The organism is Alteromonas sp. AWM4_230, assembly GCF_056158305.1.
This window is the reverse complement of record NZ_JBSWTB010000001.1, coordinates 3,906,540-3,929,282: the sequence shown is the minus strand read 5'-3', so window position 1 is coordinate 3,929,282 and position 22,743 is coordinate 3,906,540. Positions and strand designations below refer to the sequence as shown.

At 50.1% G+C, this 22,743-nt stretch carries 2 protein-coding genes; one reads left to right on the top strand and one right to left on the bottom strand.

The window, feature by feature from the left end:
• Positions 1-25 precede the first annotated feature (25 nt).
• Entirely contained in the window at positions 26-20,521 is a 20,496-nt protein-coding gene (locus ACXACS_RS16905) for a BapA/Bap/LapF family large adhesin (RefSeq protein WP_474808300.1), read from the bottom strand.
• Between the two features lie 248 nt (positions 20,522-20,769).
• On the opposite strand from ACXACS_RS16905, the gene ACXACS_RS16900 reads away from it, so the two are divergent.
• Positions 20,770-22,716 (top strand): TolC family outer membrane protein, encoded by a 1,947-nt coding sequence (locus ACXACS_RS16900; RefSeq protein WP_474808298.1) that lies wholly within the window; start codon positions 20,770-20,772, stop codon positions 22,714-22,716.
• Positions 22,717-22,743: the final 27 nt, after the last annotated feature.

The window sequence follows — 22,743 nt, the reverse complement described above, 5'->3', positions numbered from 1 at the left end:
GCTTAAGGCTGACTTCATGAGTTAACTAGATATCCGTTGGTGGAAGTTTATCTATTGCTGTCTTCAGCACTTCAGACTCTGTCGGAGAAGCTGTTGTCACATCAGCGCTACCTTCTCTAGACGAATCGCCCACTAAGTCACTACCAGTATCAGACGATGTATTTTCGTTGCCCGAATCAGTGGATGTAGGCTCAGTTGAAGGTAGAATTAAATCTTCTGGTGGAAGATCTATATCTACAACATCAACTGTTACCTCTGTCACTGGGCCAGCGGTTACAATATCGCCTTCTTCTGGAAGGGTAATTGTGTCTTCTGGTAATGTTCCAGAGGTGATAGGTTCTGGCGCTGTGCTTTCAGGCGATGAAGCTTCAGGCGAAAGCGGGCTTGTACCCTCGTCCGGCGCGGTGGGTATAGGGCCGCCAATATCAACCGTATCAAGCTTGGTACCAGACAGGTCGATAGTGTCGCCACCGCCAAAACCATCGCCCACATTAGTACCAAGCGTGCTCACTTCCTCTTCAGGTAGCGTAATGATTTCAGGCGTGCTCTCTACGGGTTCGGTTATCGCTGAAGGCTCTGTACTCAATAGCGGCGCAGTAGTCTCGTTTTCTGGCGTTACCAATCGAGTTCCAGCATTCAGGTCAACTGTTTGAAGCGTTTGCCCTGTTAGGTCAATAACGTCAGGTGCTGTAGGCTCGTCAGTTACAACGGTGCCGCTGCTATCTGATGCACTTACAGATTCAGATGAAGTGGTTGTTACTACTTCAGGTACACCTTCACCCGATGCCGTCACAAACACATTAAACTCTGCCTGCTCGACAGTACCGTCTGGATACTCGATACGGTAAGTAAAGGTATCCGTTAAGGTGCCGCCAAATACGGCTAGCGTGTTGTCCGGGGTATAAGTGTACGCGCCCGTTTGGTCAATTTGCAGCGTACCGTAATCACCAACTAACGTAATGCCGCCAGTGGCATCTTGGAAGATTGTTCCATCAGCAGATACGGTAACGTCGTACGTTGGGCCAAACAGTATATCGTTTTCGAACAAATTACCTGTAGCTGTTTGCGCGCTGCTAAATTCAAACTGGTCAAGGTAATTGATGGTCGAGGATAGGTCTACACTAATGCTGCCAGCTACGCCAAGGCCAGTCGTACCGTTCATCGACAAACGGTACAAACCTTCAGTTAATCCGTCGACAGTGAGGACGGTATCGCCATCAATGCCTAATAAGCTAATTAGCTCGCCGTTAGGGAAAACCCTGTACGCTTCCCATGCTCCGTTTTCAAACTTTTCTACGGTAACAGTAAGGCTTGAAACCAGTGACAGTAGACTGCCATTGTCAACGTTTAACGTTATATCTTGAGTTGTATTTGACGCTACGGCAAATGTATTGCTGGTATCGTTAAAGCTGCCACCTAGCCCCAATAAATATCCATGAGAAAGCGCATCAGTTTCGTTAAGGCCTGCATCAGTAGCAAAGTCATAAGTTAATTCAGCGCGGGCTGAATCAGCCGATACCCCTTGCCCTGATAAATTGAAATTTAAGTTTGCAGTAGAGGTATTCCTACCATCTGAAATGGTGTAGCTGAAGCTATCTGTATTGCCTAAGCCGTCGCGCACGCCGTTGGCTACATAGGTGTAGCTACCGTCTTCAAAGATGGTGAGGTCGCCATAGTCACCTTCAATAGTAATGCCCGATAGCCCAGTGCCCAATACAGTCACCGACTCACCATTGGTATGGGTAACTTGCGTCACTACGCCGCCCTCAGCAATGCTGTCCGCTACGTCGCCAGTATTAGCGGCATCGATAACATTCCCCGATGTTGTCGTGCTACCTTCAAACTGATACTCCGTTAGTGTTGAAGTTATATCGGTAGACTGAAGCAAGGTAAGTGTATTGCTTAGCAGTGCCGCTGCAACAGCATCTAATACGGTATCTACCAGTGCACCTAACCCTAATAGATTAAGTCCCGTGGTAATGGTACTCACTAAATCGCCGGCGCCAATAGCGTCTGCGGTGCTTAAGGCTGGCTCAAGCACAAGGTTTCGCACAACCGTACCCAAACCAAGTCCATTTAATATACTGGCTTCAGTGCCGTTTAGTGCGTCCTCAACAGCAGTTAGCACCACCTCTTGGTTTTCTTCGCCAAGCACTACGCCGCCATCACCTAATTCTGTTAGCGTAATCGAGCCGTCGCTATTTTGATCGAATAGTGTCTCAAGGGCACTTTCATCATTGCGCACGACCACGGTGTAATCACCCGCAGGTAGCCCAGAGAATTTCGCAACCAGTGTATCGTCACCGGTTACTCCGATTAGGTTTACGCCAGCTACATCACCTATTAACGGATTGTCCGGAGTCATAGCTGAGGCGACCACGTTGCCATCGGCATCTATAATATCAATACGATACGAATCAGCGACGGCGACTAAGGCGGTTTGGCTAACTTCTACAACCACTTCGCCAAAGAAACCAGCATCAACGGTAAGCGTTGTGCTAGCCTCTGGCGAGCCCGCTGCTGGCGAGCCTTCAGTTAAGCCAAGCACTTGGAAGTCACTGTCGCTAACTGGTGCATTTACAATGGCCGTTTGTGCGCCCAACTCCATGTCATTGTTATCGGTTTGAGCTACTACTGGCGGGAAGTCGCTGCCAGATATGTTGATGGTAAGCGCCGCAATATCAGAAGTTTCACCATCTGATAGGGTGTAGTTAAACACTTCGTCCTGGCCAATCGCACTACGATCGCCATCGGCGGTATAGGTGTATGTGCCGTCTGCGGCAATTTCCAGTACGCCATAGTTACCTTGAATAGTAACGGTACCGGTAGCAGGAACAGCAACACTATCACCAGAAGCGTTGGTAACAAGCGTTACTTGGGCACCGTCTAAGATAGTGTCGGCACCTACGCCGCTAATATCACCGTCGATTAGGTTGCCTTGGGCCACCAAATCACCCGTATAGGTGTATTCGGTTAATGTGGTGGTGATATCAGTGTCTTGCAATAGGGTTAATGTATTGCTGAGCAATGCATCGGCAATGACACTTAGAATGTCATCAAGGAAGCCAGTTAAACCAATCGCATCAAGAGGCGCGGTAAGTAAATTAACAAGCTGTCCTGCGCCAATTACTGTGGTTGTATCTAGAAGTACTTCTAATACGCCCCTTACTTGCGTGCCAACCGTACCAATTGGAATACCTAAAACGCCGGTATTTAACGTTGTTTCAATAGTATCAAGGACGACAGCTTGATTGTCTGGCCCAAGTACAACGCCAGCTGAACCAAGTTCTTGAAGGTTAACATCGTTACTATTGTCGTTGTCTAACAAGTCTTCAAGTAAGTTCTCATCATTGCGGACCACCACACTGTAGTTGCCAGCATCAAGGCCTGCCAACGTGAACGAAATGGTCTCGTCGCCGGTAACATCAAAAATGTCTAGGCCACCGACATCGGCAAGCTGTGAGCTTGCGCTTACTCCTTTGTAAACAAGTTGACCGCTCTCGTCATACACTTCAACAATGTAGGCATCGGCAACAGCAACCAGTGCTATTTGGTCAACTTCTACTAGCACTTCACCTACATGGTTAGGGGAAACGGTAAAGGATGCACTCGCATCAACACCGCCCGTAGCCTCGGCTATGCCGATAACATCTACGTTGCTAGTAGTTTCCGGTGGGTTGACCGTGACCACAGGTTCGCCCATATCGACGGTGTTGCCGTCGTTTATAGCATCAAGAGCCTGTACAACAACATTTTGGCTTGCTGTACTCGCCGAGTTACCTGCTTCGTCGGTGACTGTTGCTACCACCGCGTAGGTACCTGCTGGTAGCGTTGTGCCTGTTAAATCAAGGCTCCAGTTGCCGCTGCCATCAATGGTAAGTTCAGGATCAGTGCCAAAGGTATAGGACGTGCCATCAACGGTAACGGTTAGGGTAGTATTGTCACCAAGGTCCACCGTACCATTAAAGATAAGTGTGCTATCGCTAGTAATAAAGTCGCCAGCTACGCCAGAGTCGTTTGAGATACTGTCGAACGTTACTGTTTGACCATTATTGTTTTCATCAATAGTGGTATCGATAACGACTGTACCAGTGTCAGTTGCAACATTGCCTACAGCATCTGTGGCGGTAACCACAGCCGTGTAATTGCCTTCAGCAAGCAGGGCGACGATATTATCAGCCAACGTCCACGTGCCATTACCATTGTTGGTAGCGGTGTAATCATTACCGTCAATGGTCACCACCACAACCGCATTCGGGTCGTTCACCGTACCGGTAAGCTCAGGCGTGGTGTCGTTGGTGGTCAGATCGTTTATTGCAACCGTAGGTGCGGTGGTATCAATTACCACTGTTCCTGTATTGGTGACAGTATTACCCGCGGCGTCTGTTGCGCTTACCGACGTGGGGTAGCTTCCTTCTGCTAGCGTGGCAACTATGTCATCGGCTAGTGTCCAGGTACCGTCACCATTGTTGGTAGCGGTGTAATCGTTGCCGTCAATGGTCACCACCACAACCGCATTCGGGTCGTTCACCGTACCGGTAAGCTCTGGCGTGGTGTCGTTGGTAGTAAGATCGTTTATTGCAACCGTAGGCGCGGTAGTATCAATTACCACTGTACCTGTATTGGTTACCGTGTTGCCAGCAGCGTCTGTCGCGCTTACCGATGTAAGGTAGCTGCCTTCTGCAAGCGTTGCGACTACGTTGTCAGCCAGTGTCCATGTACCGTCACCGTTATTGGTAGCGGTATAGTCGTTGCCGTCAATCGTTACCACCACAACTGCATTCGGATCGTTCACCGTACCGGTAAGCTCTGGCGTGGTGTCGTTAGTGGTCAGATCGTTTATTGCAACCGTAGGCGCGGTGGTATCAATTATTACCGTACCTGTATTGGTGACAGTATTACCCGCGGCGTCTGTCGCGCTTACCGAAGTCGGGTAGCTGCCTTCTGCAAGCGTAGCAACTGCGTTGTCAGCCAACGTCCACGTGCCGTCACCATTGTTGGTAGCGGTATAGTCAACGCCGTCAATGGTGACCACTACAGTAGCCGTTGGGTCATCAACCGTACCCGTTAGTGCAGGCGTAGTGTCGTTGGTCGTTACATCATTGATGGTTACGACAGGTGCCACGGCGTCTACCGTGTCAGATGCAGGCCCACTGGTATTGCCCGCTTCATCGGTTGCTGTTGCCGTTACTACAACACCATCTGCCAATGGTGTATCTGGCGTTAAGCTCCAATTGCCGTCGCCATCAGCGATCACGGTGAAATCTGGCGTGCCGTCTCCGTCTACATCCACATTTACCGTTGCGCCCGCTTCGGCTGTGCCGGTAATTTCAGTGCCGTTGCCCGCTTCAACGGTAGGCGCAGCTGGTGCTGTGGTGTCAATCACCACAGTACCAGAGTTAGTTCCGGTGTTACCATCGGGGTCAGTAGCAGTAACCGTTGCGGTATAGCTACCTTCAGCCAGCGCGGCAACGATATCGTCAGCCAGTGTCCAGCTGCCATCACCATTGTTTGTAGCGGTATAGTCTGTACCGTTAATGGTAACGACCACAACTGCATTCGGGTCGTTCACCGTACCAGTAAGTTCTGGCGTGGTGTCATTGGTGTTGAGATCGTCAATACCTACCGTAGGTACAGTGGTATCAATTACCACTGTTCCCGAATTGGTGACAGTATTACCCGCGGCGTCTGTTGCGCTTACCGACGTGGGGTAGCTGCCTTCTGCAAGCGTAGCAACTGCGTTATCAGCTAACGTCCAGGTACCGTCACCATTGTTGGTAGCGGTGTAATCATTGCCGTCAATGGTCACCACCACAACCGCATTGGGGTCGTTCACCGTACCGGTAAGTTCTGGCGTGGTGTCGTTGGTGGTCAGATCGTTTATTGCAACCGTAGGTGCGGTGACATCAATTATTACCGTACCTGTATTGGTGACAGTATTGCCCGCGGCGTCTGTCGCGCTTACCGAAGTCGGGTAGCTGCCTTCTGCTAGCGTAGCAACTGCGTTGTCAGCCAACGTCCACGTGCCGTCACCATTGTTGGTAGCGGTGTAATCATTACCGTCAATGGTCACCACCACAACCGCATTCGGATCGTTCACCGTACCGGTAAGCTCTGGCGTGGTGTCGTTGGTGGTCAGATCGTTTATTGCAACGGTAGGCGCGGTGGTATCAATTACCACTGTTCCTGTATTGGTAACAGTATTACCCGCGGCGTCTGTTGCGCTTACCGACGTGGGGTAGCTGCCTTCTGCTAGCGTAGCGACGACGTCATCAGCCAGTGTCCAGGTACCGTCACCATTGTTGGTAGCGGTGTAATCATTGCCGTCAATGGTCACCACCACAACCGCATTCGGGTCGTTTACCGTACCGGTAAGCTCAGGCGTGGTGTCGTTGGTGGTCAGATCGTTTATTGCAACCGTAGGCGCGGTGGTATCAATTACTACAGTACCAGTGTCGGTATCGGTATTACCCGCATCGTCAGTTGCAGTAACAGATGTTGGGTAACTACCTTCAGCGAGTGTAGCCACTACGTCATCAGTCAGTGTCCACGTACCGTCGCCATTATTTGTAGCGGTATAGTCGTTGCCATCAATGGTGACTACTACAGTAGCCGTTGGGTCATCAACCGTACCCGTTAGTGCAGGCGTAGTGTCGTTGGTCGTTACATCATTGATGGTTACGACAGGTGCCACGGCGTCTACCGTGTCAGATGCAGGTCCACTGGTATTGCCCGCTTCATCGGTTGCTGTTGCCGTTACTACAACACCATCTGCCAATGGTGTATCTGGCGTTAAGCTCCAATTGCCGTCGCCATCAGCGATCACGGTGAAATCTGGCGTGCCGTCTCCGTCTACATCCACATTTACCGTTGCGCCCGCTTCGGCTGTGCCGGTAATTTCAGTGCCGTTGCCCGCTTCAACGGTAGGCGCAGCTGGTGCTGTGGTATCAATAACCACTGTACCAGTATTCGTACCCACATTACCTTCTGGGTCGGTTGCAGTAACTATTGCGGTATAGCTACCTTCAGCAAGTGCCGCCACCGCATCGTCAGCCAGTGTCCACGTGCCATCACCGTTATTGGTGGCGGTATAGTCGGCACCGTTGATGGTAACAACCACCGTGGCTGTTGGGTCGTCAATTGAACCAGTAAGTGCCGGCGTTGTATCGTTTGTTGTTAAATCGTTAAAGGCAACTACTGGTGCAGCCGCGTCAACCGTGTCTGAGGCTGGGTTGCTGATGTTACCTGCTGCGTCAGTTGCCGTTACGGTCACAATTACGCCATCGGCAAGCGGAGTATCAGGCGTAATACTCCAATTACCGTCGCCATCAGCGATGACGGTGAAATCAGGCGTGCCGTCACCATCAACGTCCACATTTACGGTTGTGCCTGCTTCAGCGGTACCGGTAATTTCGGTGCCGTTGCCTGCATCCACAGTAGGTATGGCAGGTGGAGTAGTATCAATCACTACCGTTCCTGAATTTGAGCCCACATTGCCATCGGCATCCGTGGCAGTAATGGTAGCGGTATAGCTACCATCTGCAAGTGCAGCCACTGCATCGTCAGCCAGGGTCCAGCTTCCATCACCATTGTTAGTTGCGGTGTAGTCCACGCCATCAATAGTCACTACTACGATAGCGTTTGGATCGTCAACCGTACCGATTAGCTCTGGTGTAGCGTCATTAGTGGTTAAGTCATCAATTGCAACGATTGGCGCAACAGCATCTACTGTATCTGACGCTGGTGCACTGACATTGCCAGCTTCATCAACCGCCGTCGCCGTAACAACCACGCCATCGGCCAGCGGTGTAGTGGGTGTTACTGACCAATTTCCATCGCCATCAGCGATGACGGTGAAGTCTGGCGTGCCGTCGCCATCCACGTCTACATTTACAGTTGCCCCTGCTTCCGCAGTACCCGTAATTTCAGTGCCGTTACCTGCATCGACGGTAGGCGCTGCTGGAGCAGTGGTGTCAATAACCACAGTACCAGAGTTAGTTCCGGTGTTACCATCGGCGTCAGTAGCAGTAACCGTAGCGGTATAGCTACCTTCAGCCAGCGCGGCAACGATATCGTCAGCCAATGTCCAGCTGCCATCACCATTGTTTGTCGCGGTATAGTCTGTACCGTTGATGTTAACGACCACCGTGGCCGTTGGATCGTCTACCGAACCGGTAAGTGCAGGCGTGGTGTCGTTAGTCGTTAGGTCATTAAAGACAACGATTGGCGCAACAGCGTCTACTGTGTCAGTCGCTGGGCTACTTGTATTGCCTGCTTCATCGGTAGCTGTTGCCGTCACAACCACGCCATCGGCTAGCGGTGTAGTGGGTGTTACTGACCAGTTACCATCGTTATCAGCAGTCACCGTGAAATCAGGTGTGCCATCACCGTCAACGTCTACGTTTACGACAGCACCTGCTTCGGCAGTGCCGGTAATTTCAGTACCATTGCCCGCATCAATAGTAGGTGCAGCAGGCGCAGTAGTATCGATAATTCCACCATTTTCATTTGCAGTTGCCGTATTGCCCGAGGGATCAGTGGCAGTTGCAGTGACAGAATAATTACCTTCAGATAAGGCCGCTGGCACATCTGCAGAGAAGGTGCCATTAGCTTGAACAATGGCGTCAAAGGTTTGCGTATTACCAGCATTATCAGTAACGCTGATAGACACGATGCTGCCCGGTGCAACATCCGTAGTGCCAGAGATGGTTGGTGTTGTGTCGTTTCCTGTACCAAGCGAGTCCAAGGTTAGGGTTGGCACGGCGGTGTCAATATTTCCGCTGGTAGTATCAGACGCCGAGTTTCCAGCGGCATCAGTGGCGGTTGCAGTAACATCGAAGTTTCCGTCTGCCATTGCATTGGGCACGTCGGCGCTGAAATCTCCGTTACTATCGACAATAGCCGTAAATGTCTGTTCTGCTCCTGCGCTGTCGGTGACGGTTATGGTCACTGAACTACCTGGGCTTAAATCGGTGCTGCCAGTAATTGTTGGCGTGGTATCGTTACCTGTGCCTTGTGCATCTAAGTTGATCGTCGGCGCGGTAGTGTCTACGCTACCGTTTTCTTCAGTGACAGTAGTCTCATTGCCTGCTGGGTCTTGGGTCACGGCTGTGACGGTATAGCCTCCTTCGGCCATTGGGTTGGGCACATCTGCCGAGAAACTGCCGTCTCCCTGAACGGTTGCATCGAAGGTCTGGCTTACACCTGCGTTATCGACAACCGTAATCGTTACAGTAGCACCTGCAGGCAGGTCAGTATTACCCGATATGGTCGGAGTGGTGTCATTCTCCGAGTTAAGTGCGTCTAACGATAGGGTTGGAGCTGTTGTATCGATGACGCCTGTATTGTCCTCAACACTGGTGCTGTTACCCGCATCATCACTTACGGTGGCCTCAACACTGTATGCACCTTCTGCTAAAGGCGCAGGCACATCCACTGTAAAGTTTCCATTTACATCAACAATCGCTGTGAGGGTTTGTACATTTCCTGCGCTGTCGGTTACCACAAGCGTAACTTCACTGCCTTGCTCTAGGTTAGTGCTACCAGACAGAGTAGGGGTTGTGTCATTGCCTTCCTCAAGTGGTGTTAAGGTTAGAGATGGCGCTGTAGTGTCTACGTTTCCTGTATCACTTGCTGTTGCAGTGTTACCTGCTTCATCACTGACGCTAGCGCTTATCGTGAAGTCGCCTTCAGCTAAATCGGTACCAGGGGATATAGAGAAAGTCCCATCTCCCTGCACCACTGCGCTTAAGATCTGGGTTGCACCAGCGCTATCCGTTACCAAAATAGTGACCACAGAGCCCGCAGGTTCATCGGTTGTACCGGTAATGAGTGGCGTCGCGTCGTTAGTGGTATCGGCAACATCTATAGTAAGTGTAGGTACTAGTGTATCAACTACGCCTGCGTCGTTATCGGTTGTACTGTTACCTGCTGTATCAGTGGCGGTTGCTGATACAGTGAAGCTTCCTTCAGCCATCGCCGCTGGTACATCGGCAGAGAATACGCCGCCCGCGCCAACCAATGCAGAGAACACCTGGGTATTACCCGCACTATCAACAACAGTTATTTGCACTGTAGAACCTTGCGGTAAATCTGCAGTACCGCTTATGGTTGGGGTTGAGTCGTTAACTGTACCTGGCTCGTCCAGCGTAATAACAGGTGAAATTGTGTCGATTAGGCCGGTTTCAGCGTCGGACGCTGTATTGCCTGCTTCATCAACAACGGTAGCCTGAACTGTGTAGCTACCCTCAGCCAAAGTGGTGGGTACGTCTACGCTAAAAGAGCCGTCGCTTTGTACGGTTGCTGATAAGGTTTGTATATTGCCATCGTTATCGGTGACGGTAATTGAAACTGTGCTTCCGGCTGGCTGGTCTGTCGTTCCGCTAATGGTTGGTGTAGCATCATTGCCAACACCCGGATCTGCAACATCAATAGCTGGTGATGTGGTATCTACCACACCGCCAGTTTCAGAGTCAGAGCCTGTATTTCCGGCTCCGTCAGTCACCTCTGCGACAACTGTGTAGCTACCTTCGGCCAGGTCTGACGGTACGCTTGCGCTGAAGGTACCATCTCCTTGTACGGTTGTAGTAAAGGTTTGAACTGCTCCAGCACTATCTGTCACTGTTAAAGTGACGGTGGCACCAACTGGCGCGTTAGTTGTGCCCGAAATAAGAGGCGTAGCATCGTTTGTCTGGCCAAGGGCATCTAAGGTAATGTCCGGGGCGCTTGCATTAATATTGCCGCTATCTGACACTGTCGTGCTATTGCCCGCAGCATCGCTCGCACTGGCTGTTACATCGTAATCGCCATCAACAAGCGCGCTGGGTACTTCAACTGAGAAAGTGCCATCCGCGTTTACCGTAGCTGTAAGGTTTTGTACATTACCGCCTGCATCGGTGACAACCAGTGTAATTGTTGCTCCCTCTGGCAAATCGGTAGTACCGCTTAATACTGGTGTTGCGTCATTGCCGCTGGCCACTGGATCTAAGTTGATAACAGGTGGGGTGGTGTCAACTGTACCGTTATTATCAACCGCTGTGTTTTGATTACCTGCATCATCAGTCGCCGTCACTTCTATTGTGTAATCGCCTTCTGCAAGGTCAAGGGGCACATCAGCGCTAAAGCTACCATTCGCTTGAACGGTGGCAGTGAAAGTTTGCGTATTGCCCTGGCTGTCGGTCACGCTGATGCTTACAGTGTTGCCCGCAGCCAAGTCGGTGGTTCCCGATATAGTCGGTGTGGCATCGTTAGTTAGGCCTTGTGCATCTAACGCTACGGTGGGGGCTGCAGTATCTATGACACCGTTGTTATCTATTGCCGTTGCAGAATTACCCGCATCGTCATTCGCAGTGACAGTCACGCTGAAACTGCCTTCAGATAAATCGGCAGGAACATCAGCACTGTAAGTGCCATCGTTTTGAACGGTTGCAGTGAATGTTTGGGTATTTCCAGCGTTGTCTGTCACGCTTATGCTAACTGTGTCGCCAGCATTGAGGTCTGTGGTGCCAGAGATAGACGGCGTTGCATCATTGCCAAGCCCTTGTGTATCGATGGTTATTGATGGGGCTGTGGTATCGATGTTACCGCCATTTTCGGTTACCGATGCACTATTGCCGGCGCCGTCTGTGGCGGTCGCAGTAACAGAATAGTCACCTTCAGGTAAGCTTGCAGGAACATCAGCCGTAAAGCTTCCATCACCTTGCACTATGGCACTGAATGTCTGTGTGTTTCCAGCACTGTCAGTCACAGTTAGCGTTACAGTACTACCTGGCGCTAAGTCGGTGCTACCTGAAATGGTCGGCGTCGTGTCGTTGCCCGAACCAAGAGGCTCGAGGGATAGGGTAGGCGCGGCTGAGTTTATGTCGCCGCTCACTGTATCTGTAGCAGTATTGCCTGCAGCATCAGTGGCCGTTGCAGTAACGTCGAAGTTTCCGTCAGCCATAGGATTAGGCACATCTGCACTGAAGTCGCCATTACCATCAACAGTTGCAGTAAACGTCTGCACAGTACCAACGCTGTCAGTTACTGTGATAGTTACTGTGCTGCCTGCATCCAAATCTGTGCTACCGCTAATAGTTGGTGTGTTATCGTTACCTGTACCAAATGGATCTAAGGTAATCACTGGTGCTGTGGTATCGACGCTACCACCCGTTTCAGAGTCAGAGCCTTGGTTGCCCGCCGCGTCTTGAGCCGTTGCGGTAACCGTATAGTCTCCTTCAGCTAGTGGTGAAGGTACGTTGGCGGCAAAACTACCGTCGGTTTGTACCGTTGCGGCAAAGGTTTGCGTATTACCCAAACTGTCGACCACTGTTAGTGTGACAATAGCGCCCGCAGGAAGGTTTGTGGTGCCAGAAATAGTTGGCGTTAGGTTATTCTCTGGTGTTAATTCTTCGAGATTTAGATCAGGTGGCGTGATGTCGATAACGCCTGAATTATCGAGAACCGACGTGCTGTTGCCTGCTTCATCAGTGGCAGTAGCTTCAACACTGTAAGAGCCTTCAGCAAGTGCCGCGGGTACATCAACCGTGAAGTTTCCTGCAGCATCAACTGTTGCTGTAACCGTTTGAATATTGCCTGCACTGTCAGTGATAACCAAAGAGACCACGCTGCCTTCGACTAAATCTGTACTTCCCGAAATGGTTGGCGTTATGTCGTTGCCTAATCCTTGAGGGTCTAAGGTTAGGGTAGGCGCTGTGGTGTCTATGGTGCCTGTTTCATTGGCTGACGCACTGTTACCAGCATCGTCGGTGGCCGTTGCGGTAACCGTATAGTCACCTTCGGCGAGTGCAGCTGGTACAGCCACAGTAAAGTTGCCGTTTGTATCAACCGTTGCGGTCACAGTTTGTGTATTGCCAGCGTTATCGGTGATCGATAGCGTTACGCTCTCACCTGCTGCTAAGTCCGTAGAGCCGGAAATGGCCGGCGTAGTATCGTTATTTGAACCCAGGGCATCTAGTGAAATAATGGGGGCGACAGTATCGACGATACCGTTATTGTCGGTGACAGATGCACTATTTCCGTTGCTGTCAGTAGCGGTAGCTGTTACTGAGTAATCACCTTCGGCAAGAGGCGCGGGGACATCAGCACTAAAGTTACCGCTTGCATCAACAAGTGCAGTAAAGGTTTGTGTGTTGCCTGCACTGTCAGTGACAAAAAGCGTCACTGTTGAACCCGCGGGTAGGTCAGTCGTACCTGAAATGGTTGGTGTATCATCGCTAACCGTAACTTGCGCATCTAGTGTCAGCGCAGGGGCACTGGTATCTAACGTACCGGTATCAGAGGTGGTGGTTGTATTACCTGCATCGTCTGAGGCACTTGCTGTTACCGTGTAACTGCCGTCTGGTATAGCGTTTGGAACATCCACACTGAAGTCACCGTTTGCGTCCACAATGGCGTCAAAGGTTTGTGTATTGCCTGCGCTATCTGTGACGGTTAACGTGACTGTGCTTCCCGGTGTTAAATCAGTGCTGCCCGATATGTTAGGCGTTTCATCGTTGCCTGTGCCCTGCGGATTTAGGGTGAGTACAGGGGCGGTGGTGTCAATATTGCTACCGTCCTCAGTTGCGGTTGTTGAATTACCTGCATCATCTGTTGCAGTAACTTCGACGCTGTAATCTCCTTCAGGTAGTGGAGACAATACCTCTGTTGCAAAGTTGCCGTCAGCATCAACTAATGCGTTAATGGTTTGCGTGTCACCATTGCTGTCGGTCACGGTGATCACAACAACAGCGCCTTCAGGTAAATCTGTATTACCTGAAATAACCGGCGTAGTGTCATTACCTGAATCTAACGGGTTAACGTTAACAATAGGCGCTTGTGTATCAATTGTTCCATTTGTTTCGTTTGCCGTCGCGGTGTTGCCTTGTGCATCGCTTACTGTTGCCGTAACGGTGAAGTCGCCCTCGGCCAGTGCGTTAGGCACGTCCGCGCTGAATGTTCCATCTGCTTGCACGGCTGCTTGGAAACTTTGCGAGTTACCGTTGGCATCTACCACAGTAATGGTAACCAGTGTGCCAGGTGCTACGTCGGTAGTACCTGTAATAGTTGGGGTAACATCGCTGGTAGCGCCTTGTGTATCAAGGGTTAATAGCGGCGCTTCGCTATCTACATTACCTGTTGTATTGGCATTCGCGGTATTGCCCGCACTATCGGTTGCACTGGCAGTAACAGTAAAGTCGCCGTCAGCTAGTGCGTTTGGCACATCTACACTGAAGCTACCATCTACATCGACCAAGGCATTGATAGTTTGCGTGTTTCCAGCGCTATCTGTTACGACAAGGGTAACCGTGCTTCCTTCAGGAAGGTCAGTGGTGCCTGAAAGCGTAGGTGTGGTGTCACCCGTGCTGCCAGGATTTTCTAAGGTAAGCGTAGGCGCGGTGGTATCTACAACGCCGCCATTGTCGGTTACTGTTGTCGTATTGCCATCGCCGTCAGTTGCGCTGGCGGTAACGGTGTAAGCGCCATCAGCGAGTGGGGTGGTAACATCCGCACTAAATGTTCCGTCTGCACCTACTGTCGCGGTAATCGTTTGCGTGTTACCTGTGCTATCCGTCACGGTTAAGGTAACCGTGCTTCCTTCAGGCAAGTTGGTAGTGCCTGAAATAGCGGGCGTGCTGTCATTCGTTTCGTCTTGTCCATCTAGCACTAACGTTGGGGCATTGGTGTTAATATTACCGGTTGCATTGTCTGACGCTTCATTGCCTGCTTCGTCTTCTGCTGTAGCAGTAACCGTAAAGTCTCCATCAGCCAGTTCTTGCGGTACGTCGACAGAGAAATTACCGTTAGCATCGACTAAGGTGTTGATAGTTTGCGTGTTACCAGCGCTATCAACGACTATTAGCGAGACAACACTTCCTTCAGGCAGATCGGTGCTGCCCGATAGAGTTGGTGTGGTATCGTTGCCAGAACCCACAGCGTCGAGGGAAAGCGATGGCGCCGTTGTATCAATACTGCCACCATTTTCAGTTACACTTGCGGTATTACCATTTTCATCGACAGCGGTTGCTGTAACGGAGTAATTACCTTCCGCTAATGCGCTAGGTACTTCAGCGCTAAAGTTTCCGTTTTCATCAACAATGGTTTCAATAGTTTGCTGATTACCTAAGCTATCGGTGACTACTAGTGTTACCGTGCTACCTTGTGGTAAATCTGTCGTGCCGCTAATAAGTGGCGTGGTGTCGTTGCCAATGTCTTGTGGGTCAAGCGATAGCGTTGGTGCTGCGGTATCAATATTGCCCTGTGTCGATGCAGAGTCTTGATTACCCGCATCGTCAGTGACCGTCGCGGTAACGGTAAAGTTGCCGTCGGCAAGCTCTGCCGGCACGTCAACAGAGAAAGTACCATCATTTTGGACAAGAGCGTCAAAGGTTTGCGTATTGCCTGCACTGTCATTAACTGTGATTGATACACTGCTACCCGGTGCCTGGTCTGTGTTACCTGAGATGGTTGGCGTAGTATCATTAGTACTGCCTTGAGCATCTAGATTAACCAGCGGCGATGTAATATCGATATTACCGCCAGTTTCCGTTGCCGTTGCGGTATTGCCGTTCGCGTCGGTCGCTGTAGCCGTTACGCTATATTCACCTTCCGCTAATGGGTTGGGCACATCGGCGCTGAAATTACCAGAACCATCTACCGTTGCCGTAAATGTTTGCGTATTGCCAAGCGCATCGGTAACAGACAGTGTAACAGTGCTGCCAGCGGGTAAATCGGTAGTGCCTGAGATAGTAGGCGTGGTGTCGTTGTCATCACCCAGTGGATCAAGGGTCAAGCTTGGCGCATTGCTGTCCACGGTGCCAGTTTGTGACGTTGAAGCACTATTACCTGCAGTATCGGTGGCTGTTGCTTCAACCGTGTAGTCACCATCAGCGAGTTCAGCAGGCACGTCTGCGCTAAATTCGCCGTTCGCGTCTACTGTGGCAGTAAACGTTTGACTGTTTCCAGCACTATCGGTAACGGTAAGTGTAACCGTGCTGCCTGCTTCTAAGTTTGTAGCGCCGCTAATCGAAGGTGTTGTGTCGTTACCTGTGCCAAGTGGCTCTAGTGAAATGGTGGGGGCTTGCGTATCAATGTTGCCGCCATTTTCAGTAGCAGTCGTTGTATTGCCTGCCTCGTCTGTAGCACTGGCCTCTACGGAATATTCACCTTCAGTTAGCGGTGTTTGCACGTCGACGCTAAAGTTACCATTTTCATCAACGATGGCATCGATAGTTTGTGTGTTGCCAGCGCTGTCGGTCACCACAATGGTTACTGTTGAACCAGGCGGTAAATCGCTAGAGCCTGAAATCGTTGGCGTGGTGTCGCTACCGTCAGTTTGCGGGTCTAGAGAAAGCGCTGGTGCAGTAGTGTCTATGTTGCCACTGTTGTCGACCGCGGTAGTTGTATTACCCGCTGCATCAGTTGCTTCGACAGAAACCTCATAGTTGCCTTCTGCTAGCGCGTCTTCGACATCAGCGCTGAAATTACCATTTTCATCAACAATGGCGGTAACGGTCTGCGTATTACCCTGACTATCGGTGACGGTAATAACGACCTCGCTGCCAGCGGGTAAATCTGTATTACCTGAGATAGTCGGTGTTGTGTCGTTAGTATCCGTTTGCGGGTCGATATTCACAACTGGTGGCGTGGTATCAAGTACGGTAGTGGCTGTGGCAGTAGAGCTATTGCCATTTTCGTCAGTCACCGTCACTTCAATCTCGTATTCGCCCTCTTCAGAGCCAGGAGGGAATGCTACATTGAAGTTGCCATTCTCATCGGTTGTCCCCGTTATTGTTTGGCTGTTGCCGTCGCTATCGGTAATAACAACCACAACCTCCGAGTTAGGTGCATCCGATGAACCCCCTATACCTTCACTACCGTTGGTAGGAGAGCCGGTTTCAATAACAACATTAGGGCCTTGGGTATTGATAACCGCATCGATTGACGTTGAAGCAGTATTGCCCGCCACATCAGACACAGTAGCGGTTACCGTGAAGTCGCCGTTTGCGAGTGCTTGCGGAACTTCAGCACTGAAGCTACCGTCTTCTTGCACTGTTGCAGTAATGGTTTGCGTAGTACCATCTGAATGTACAATATTTAGCGTTACTATCGCACCTGGTTCTGCGTCGGTGTCGCCATTTATCACTGGCGTCTCGTCATTGGTTGAGCCAATAGGATCAAGGCTGATAATCGGCGCCGTGGTGTCAATTTCGCCAATCACTGTAGTGGTCGAACTGTTGCCTGCTGGTGTTGTTACAGTAACATCTACCGTGTACTCACCTTCGCTAAGCTCCGCTGGCACATCTTCGTTGAATGTGCCGTCTCCGCCAACAGTGGTAACTATTGTCTGCTCGTTACCTTCGCTATCTGTTACCACAATGACAACTTCACTGCCAGGAGGGGCATCGGTTTCACCAGACACGTTTGGTGTAGTATCGTTCGTTGGCGCAGGTTGATTTACGGTGGTCGAAGGACTCGTAGAATCGTAATCGCCGCTTGCTGTTGCTTGTGCGGTGTTACCCGCACCATCTGTCACCTCGGCAGTTACGCTGTATGTACCTTCTGCCACCGCATTTGGAACTTCAACGGTAAAGGTACCATCGGCAAGCACATTGGTGGTAAAGGTTTGAGTAACGCCAGCACTATCGGTAACAGTAAGCGTTATTGTGCTTCCGGGCACGGCATCCGTTAACCCTGAAAGTGTGGGTGTAGCGTCGCCATTTATACCTGGATCATTTAATGCGATGGTAGGCGCCGTCACGTCGATAGCACCTTGTGCTTCGGCACTCGCCGTATTGCCTGCCTCGTCGGTCACGCTGGCGTTAACGTTGAATTCGCCTTCGGCTAATTCAGCCGGTACGTCAGCGCTGTAAGTGCCGTCAGCCTGTACGATAGCAGTCACGGTTTGCGTGTTGCCCGCGCTATCGGTAATGGTCAACGTAACCGTGCTACCAGGGGCGGCATCGGTTGTACCTGAAATAGTAGGCGTGGTGTCGTTACCTGTCGCGATGGTGTCGATATTGATCGAAGGTGCGGTAGTATCAATCACGCCCGTGGTGTCTGTAGTTGCTGTGTTGCCCGCTTCGTCGGTCACGCTGGCGTTAACGGTAAATTCACCTTCAGCCAATTCAGCCGGTACGTCCGCAATATAAGTACCGTCTGCTTGCACAGTGGCAGTCACGGTTTGCGTATTGCCCGCGCTATCGGTAATGGTTAATGTAACTGTGCTACCCGGTGTAGCATCAGTGGTACCTGAAAGGGTAGGTGTTGTATCGTTACCAGTTGTTATAGCATCAATAGTAATTGACGGTGCTGTAGTATCAATCTCGCCTGTTGTATCTGTAGTTGCGGTATTGCCTGCTTCATCAGTCACGGTGGCGTTAACGGTAAATTCGCCTTCGGCCAATTCAGCCGGTACGTCCGCACTATAGGTGCCGTCCGCTTGCACAATAGCGGTTACAGTTTGTGTGTTGCCTGCACTATCGGTAATGGTTAACGTAACCGTGCTACCCGGTGTAGCATCAGTGGTACCCGAAAGAGTAGGGGTGGTGTCGTTGTCAGTGGCTATGGTGTCGATGGTGATAGACGGCGCTGTGGTATCAATTTCCCCTGTGGTATCAGCGGTTGCTGTATTGCCAGCCTCATCGGTCACGCTGGCGTTAACGGTAAATTCGCCTTCGGCCAATTCAGCCGGTACGTCCGCACTATAGGTGCCGTCCGCTTGCACAATAGCGGTTACAGTTTGTGTGTTGCCTGCACTATCGGTAATGGTTAACGTAACCGTGCTACCCGGTGTAGCATCAGTGGTACCCGAAAGAGTAGGGGTGGTGTCGTTGTCAGTGGCTATGGTGTCGATGGTGATAGACGGCGCTGTGGTATCAATTTCCCCTGTGGTATCAGCGGTTGCTGTATTGCCAGCCTCATCGGTCACGCTGGCGTTAACGGTAAATTCACCTTCGGCTAATTCAGCCGGTACGTCCGCACTATAAGTGCCGTCCGCTTGCACAATAGCGGTTACAGTTTGTGTGTTACCTGCGCTATCGGTAATGGTTAACGTTACCGTGCTACCCGGTGTAGCATCAGTGGTACCTGAAAGGGTAGGCGTGGTGTCGTTGTCAGTAGCTATCGCATCAATAGTAATTGATGGCGCAGTAGTATCAATTTCCCCTGTGGTATCAGCGGTTGCGGTATTGCCAGCCTCATCGGTCACGCTGGCGTTAACGGTAAATTCACCTTCGGCTAATTCAGCCGGTACGTCCGCACTATACGTGCCGTCCGCTTGCACAATAGCGGTCACGGTTTGTGTGTTACCTGCGCTATCGGTAATGGTTAGCGTAACCGTGCTGCCGGGGGCGGCATCACTGGTACCTGAAAGGGTTGGCGTGGTGTCGTTGTCAGTAGCTATCGCATCAATAGTAATTGATGGCGCAGTAGTATCAATTTCCCCTGTGGTATCAGCGGTTGCGGTATTGCCTGCTTCATCACTAACGCTGGCGTTAACCGTAAACTCGCCTTCGGCTAATTCAGCGGGTACGTCCGCACTATACGTGCCGTCAGCCTGCACGATTGCAGTCACAGTTTGCGTGTTACCTGCACTATCGGTAATGGTTAACGTAACTGTACTACCAGGGACGGCATCAGTAGTACCTGAAAGGGTAGGCGTGGTGTCGTTGTCAGAACCTGGCGCATTAATAGTGATTGTCGGGGCAGTAGCATCAATTTCGCCAGTGGTAGAGCTATCCGCAGTATTACCCGTAGGTTCCAATACTGTAGCGTCTACAGTAAATTCACCATCGGCCAATGCGTTTGGTACGTCTACGCTGAATGTGCCATCGCCTTGTACGATAGCAGTAACAGTTTGGATATTCCCAGCACTGTCGGTAACGGCTAGTGTGACTGTACTACCCGGAATAGCTGAAGTAATACCGGATAAGGTTGGCGTGGTGTCGTTCGTTAACCCGATTGCGTCAAGAGTAAGTGAAATATCTTGTGCTTGTTCACCTGATTCAGAAAACTCAACGGGCGTGACATCGTCATTGCCATTTGCATTTTGATCGAACTGAAAACCGGCTGGGTCAACATCTTCATTTATGCGGTCAACACGAACAAAGTTACTTCCGCCAGCTCCATCACCTCCATCAAGGCCGGCAGCGGTAGCTTCCAATGACTCTAAGATGTCGCCGTCACCAGCAAGCGCGTCAAGAAAATCAGCATCGCCTGCTTGGTTCTCCCCTTCGACACTCTCCGCGCCATCAACACCGTCTAGTAATGCGGCAAGCTCATCGACACTCTCATCGAAGACGGCAAATTCATCGTCAGAATTGCTTTCTGTAAAATCTAATTGCAGCGGGAAAGTGACACTTTGTCCGGCTGGAAGTGTGCGAAGTTCGCCATCCACACTAACGGTGACATAACCATCGGATGAGACATCTAATACATCTCCCTCATAAACAGTCATTCCGACAGTAGCAATAACTTGTTCGCCTGTGTCACCACGAACAATAGAAGCTTCACCATTTACTTCTGCAATGATTACTTCAGCCATATTTCCCTCTCAATCAATAAATATCACGCTATACCAAAAAGCGTAGCAGAGGTTTTTTGTTCGGTTACCGGACCGTGGTACGGAGAGCACTTATTCTTTGGTATAAAGACTAGGTAGTTACCCCTAATTTATTAATATTTAGTCTATTTAATTGAAGGTTAGGTTTGCAGAAATACATATAGCGTCTACTTTTTAAATGTAGGAAACGACACAAATGTCGCCTAGTTTTTATATAGTGAGACGCATATATGAAGTTGATTAATTCAGTGCTTACCAAAGTTGTTTTTGGAGTAACTAGCGCTGTGCTTACTCATACTGCTATTGCTCAAGGCAATGGTGTAAATAACTCGCCTGTGAGTTTGGAAGATTATGTTCGCAAGGTAGTAAACGAAAATCCTGAAGTACAAGCCAGCTGGCGTCAACTTCAAGTGGCCATGTCTGATGTCGACATCGCGAGAGGCGGTTTTCGGCCACAGGTCGATGTATTGGCGTCCAGCGCGTACACCGATAGAAATTATGGCTTAGATCGAGAATACATGGGCCATACTGCTCAAATCACCCTTACCCAGATGTTATATGACGGTTTTTTAACAAGCAGTGAGGTAAAGCGTTTTAAGCAAGCACAAGTTGTACGATTTTTTGAACTAATGGGTGAAATTGAGCAGAAGTCATTAGATACCGCCCTTGCTTATATGGACGTACAGTTGTTTCGAGAGCTTTTGAAGCTTGCTGAAGAAAACCTGATTACTCATGTTGATGTGTTCAAACAAATTGAAGAAAGCGTTGAAGCTGGAGTAGGTCGTAGAGCTGACTTAGAGCAAATTAGCGGCCGTCTTTCCCTTGCCGAGTCTAACGTGCTTACTGAGCTATCGAATTTGCACGATGTTACCGCACGCTTTTTGCGGTTGGTGGGTGAAAAGCCTGCTCAAAACCTACAGTCAGTATCAATAAACTCTGCTTTCGTTGATGCAAACGTCACAGATATACAATCTTTACTCACTAGCGCGTATGGCACTAATCCACAATTTAATGCTGCTATTTATAACATAGATGCGCAGCGTTATGCGGTCGATAGTGCAAAGAGTCTCTACCATCCTCAGGTTAATTTGACCGCAAGTTATGGTGCGCAAACACGAGACCAAGCTGCATTGAATAATACCATTACCGAGGCGAGTGTCGGCGTTAATTTTTCTTATAACTTGTATAACGGTGGGTCGGATAGCGCGGCTATAAGACAGGCACTGTCACAGGTGGACTTAGCAAAAGACTTAAGAGATAAAGCCTGTATCGATATGAGACAAACGGTACAGATTGCCTACAACGACATCATCAATATTACAGAGCAACTTCCTGCACTAAATGCACATAGACTATCTTCGGACAGGGTGAAATCTGCATATATGGATCAATTCACTATTGGTGAACGCTCTCTATTGGATTTGCTCGATTCAGAAAATGAGTACTACGAATCGAGTCGTGCTTACTTGGAAGCGCAATATACGCTAGAAAAAGCACGGGTAAGACTGCTTGCAGCATCGGGAAGCTTAGCGCAAACGTTAGGTATAACGAAGGAAGGCGTACCTGATGTGCTAAGCAAAGCAGAAGAAAAAATTAGCTACGACCCTAATTACGTATGCCCTGTAGTTCGCACTAACTTTGAAGATGAACTGAATATTCTAAAGCGCGATTCTGATGGTGACGGTATTGTTGATTTATGGGATGACTGTGTAGATTCAACGCCGGGCGCTATGGTCGATGACTTTGGTTGTGAAGCTAAAGAGCCTGAATTGGCGCCAGAACCAAGTGCTGCTGACTTCACTTTGGACAACGCAAATATAATAGAGTCGTTTAACGTAAACATTGAGTTTGCCTCTAATTCTACCGAGGTTTTACCTGAGTATGAGAACTCGCTTCAAGAGGTTATTGATGCGCTTAATAGTGACGCTAATTCTGGGGTAATCATTCACGGTCATGCATCTTTAGATGGAGACGCCGCCTACAATCAGCGTTTGTCTGAACGCAGAGCGAAAGCTGTCGCATCAATGCTTATGACAAAAGCAAACATAGAGGCTAGAAGGATCACCGCTGTCGGTTATGGGGAAACTCGTCCGCTTGTCGATGAAGAGTCAGAAGCGGCTAATGCCCGTAATCGCAGAATTGAGGCGGCTATCATCCAGCTTCCTTCAACGCAATAGTGGTGTAGTAGGCCTATATGAAGGAAA

Coding starts and splice junctions, on each gene's coding strand:
- ACXACS_RS16905 (WP_474808300.1), bottom strand. CDS start 20,521: ATGGCTGAAGTAATCATTGCAGAAGTAAATGGTGAAGCTTCTATTGTT.
- ACXACS_RS16900 (WP_474808298.1), top strand. CDS start 20,770: ATGAAGTTGATTAATTCAGTGCTTACCAAAGTTGTTTTTGGAGTAACT.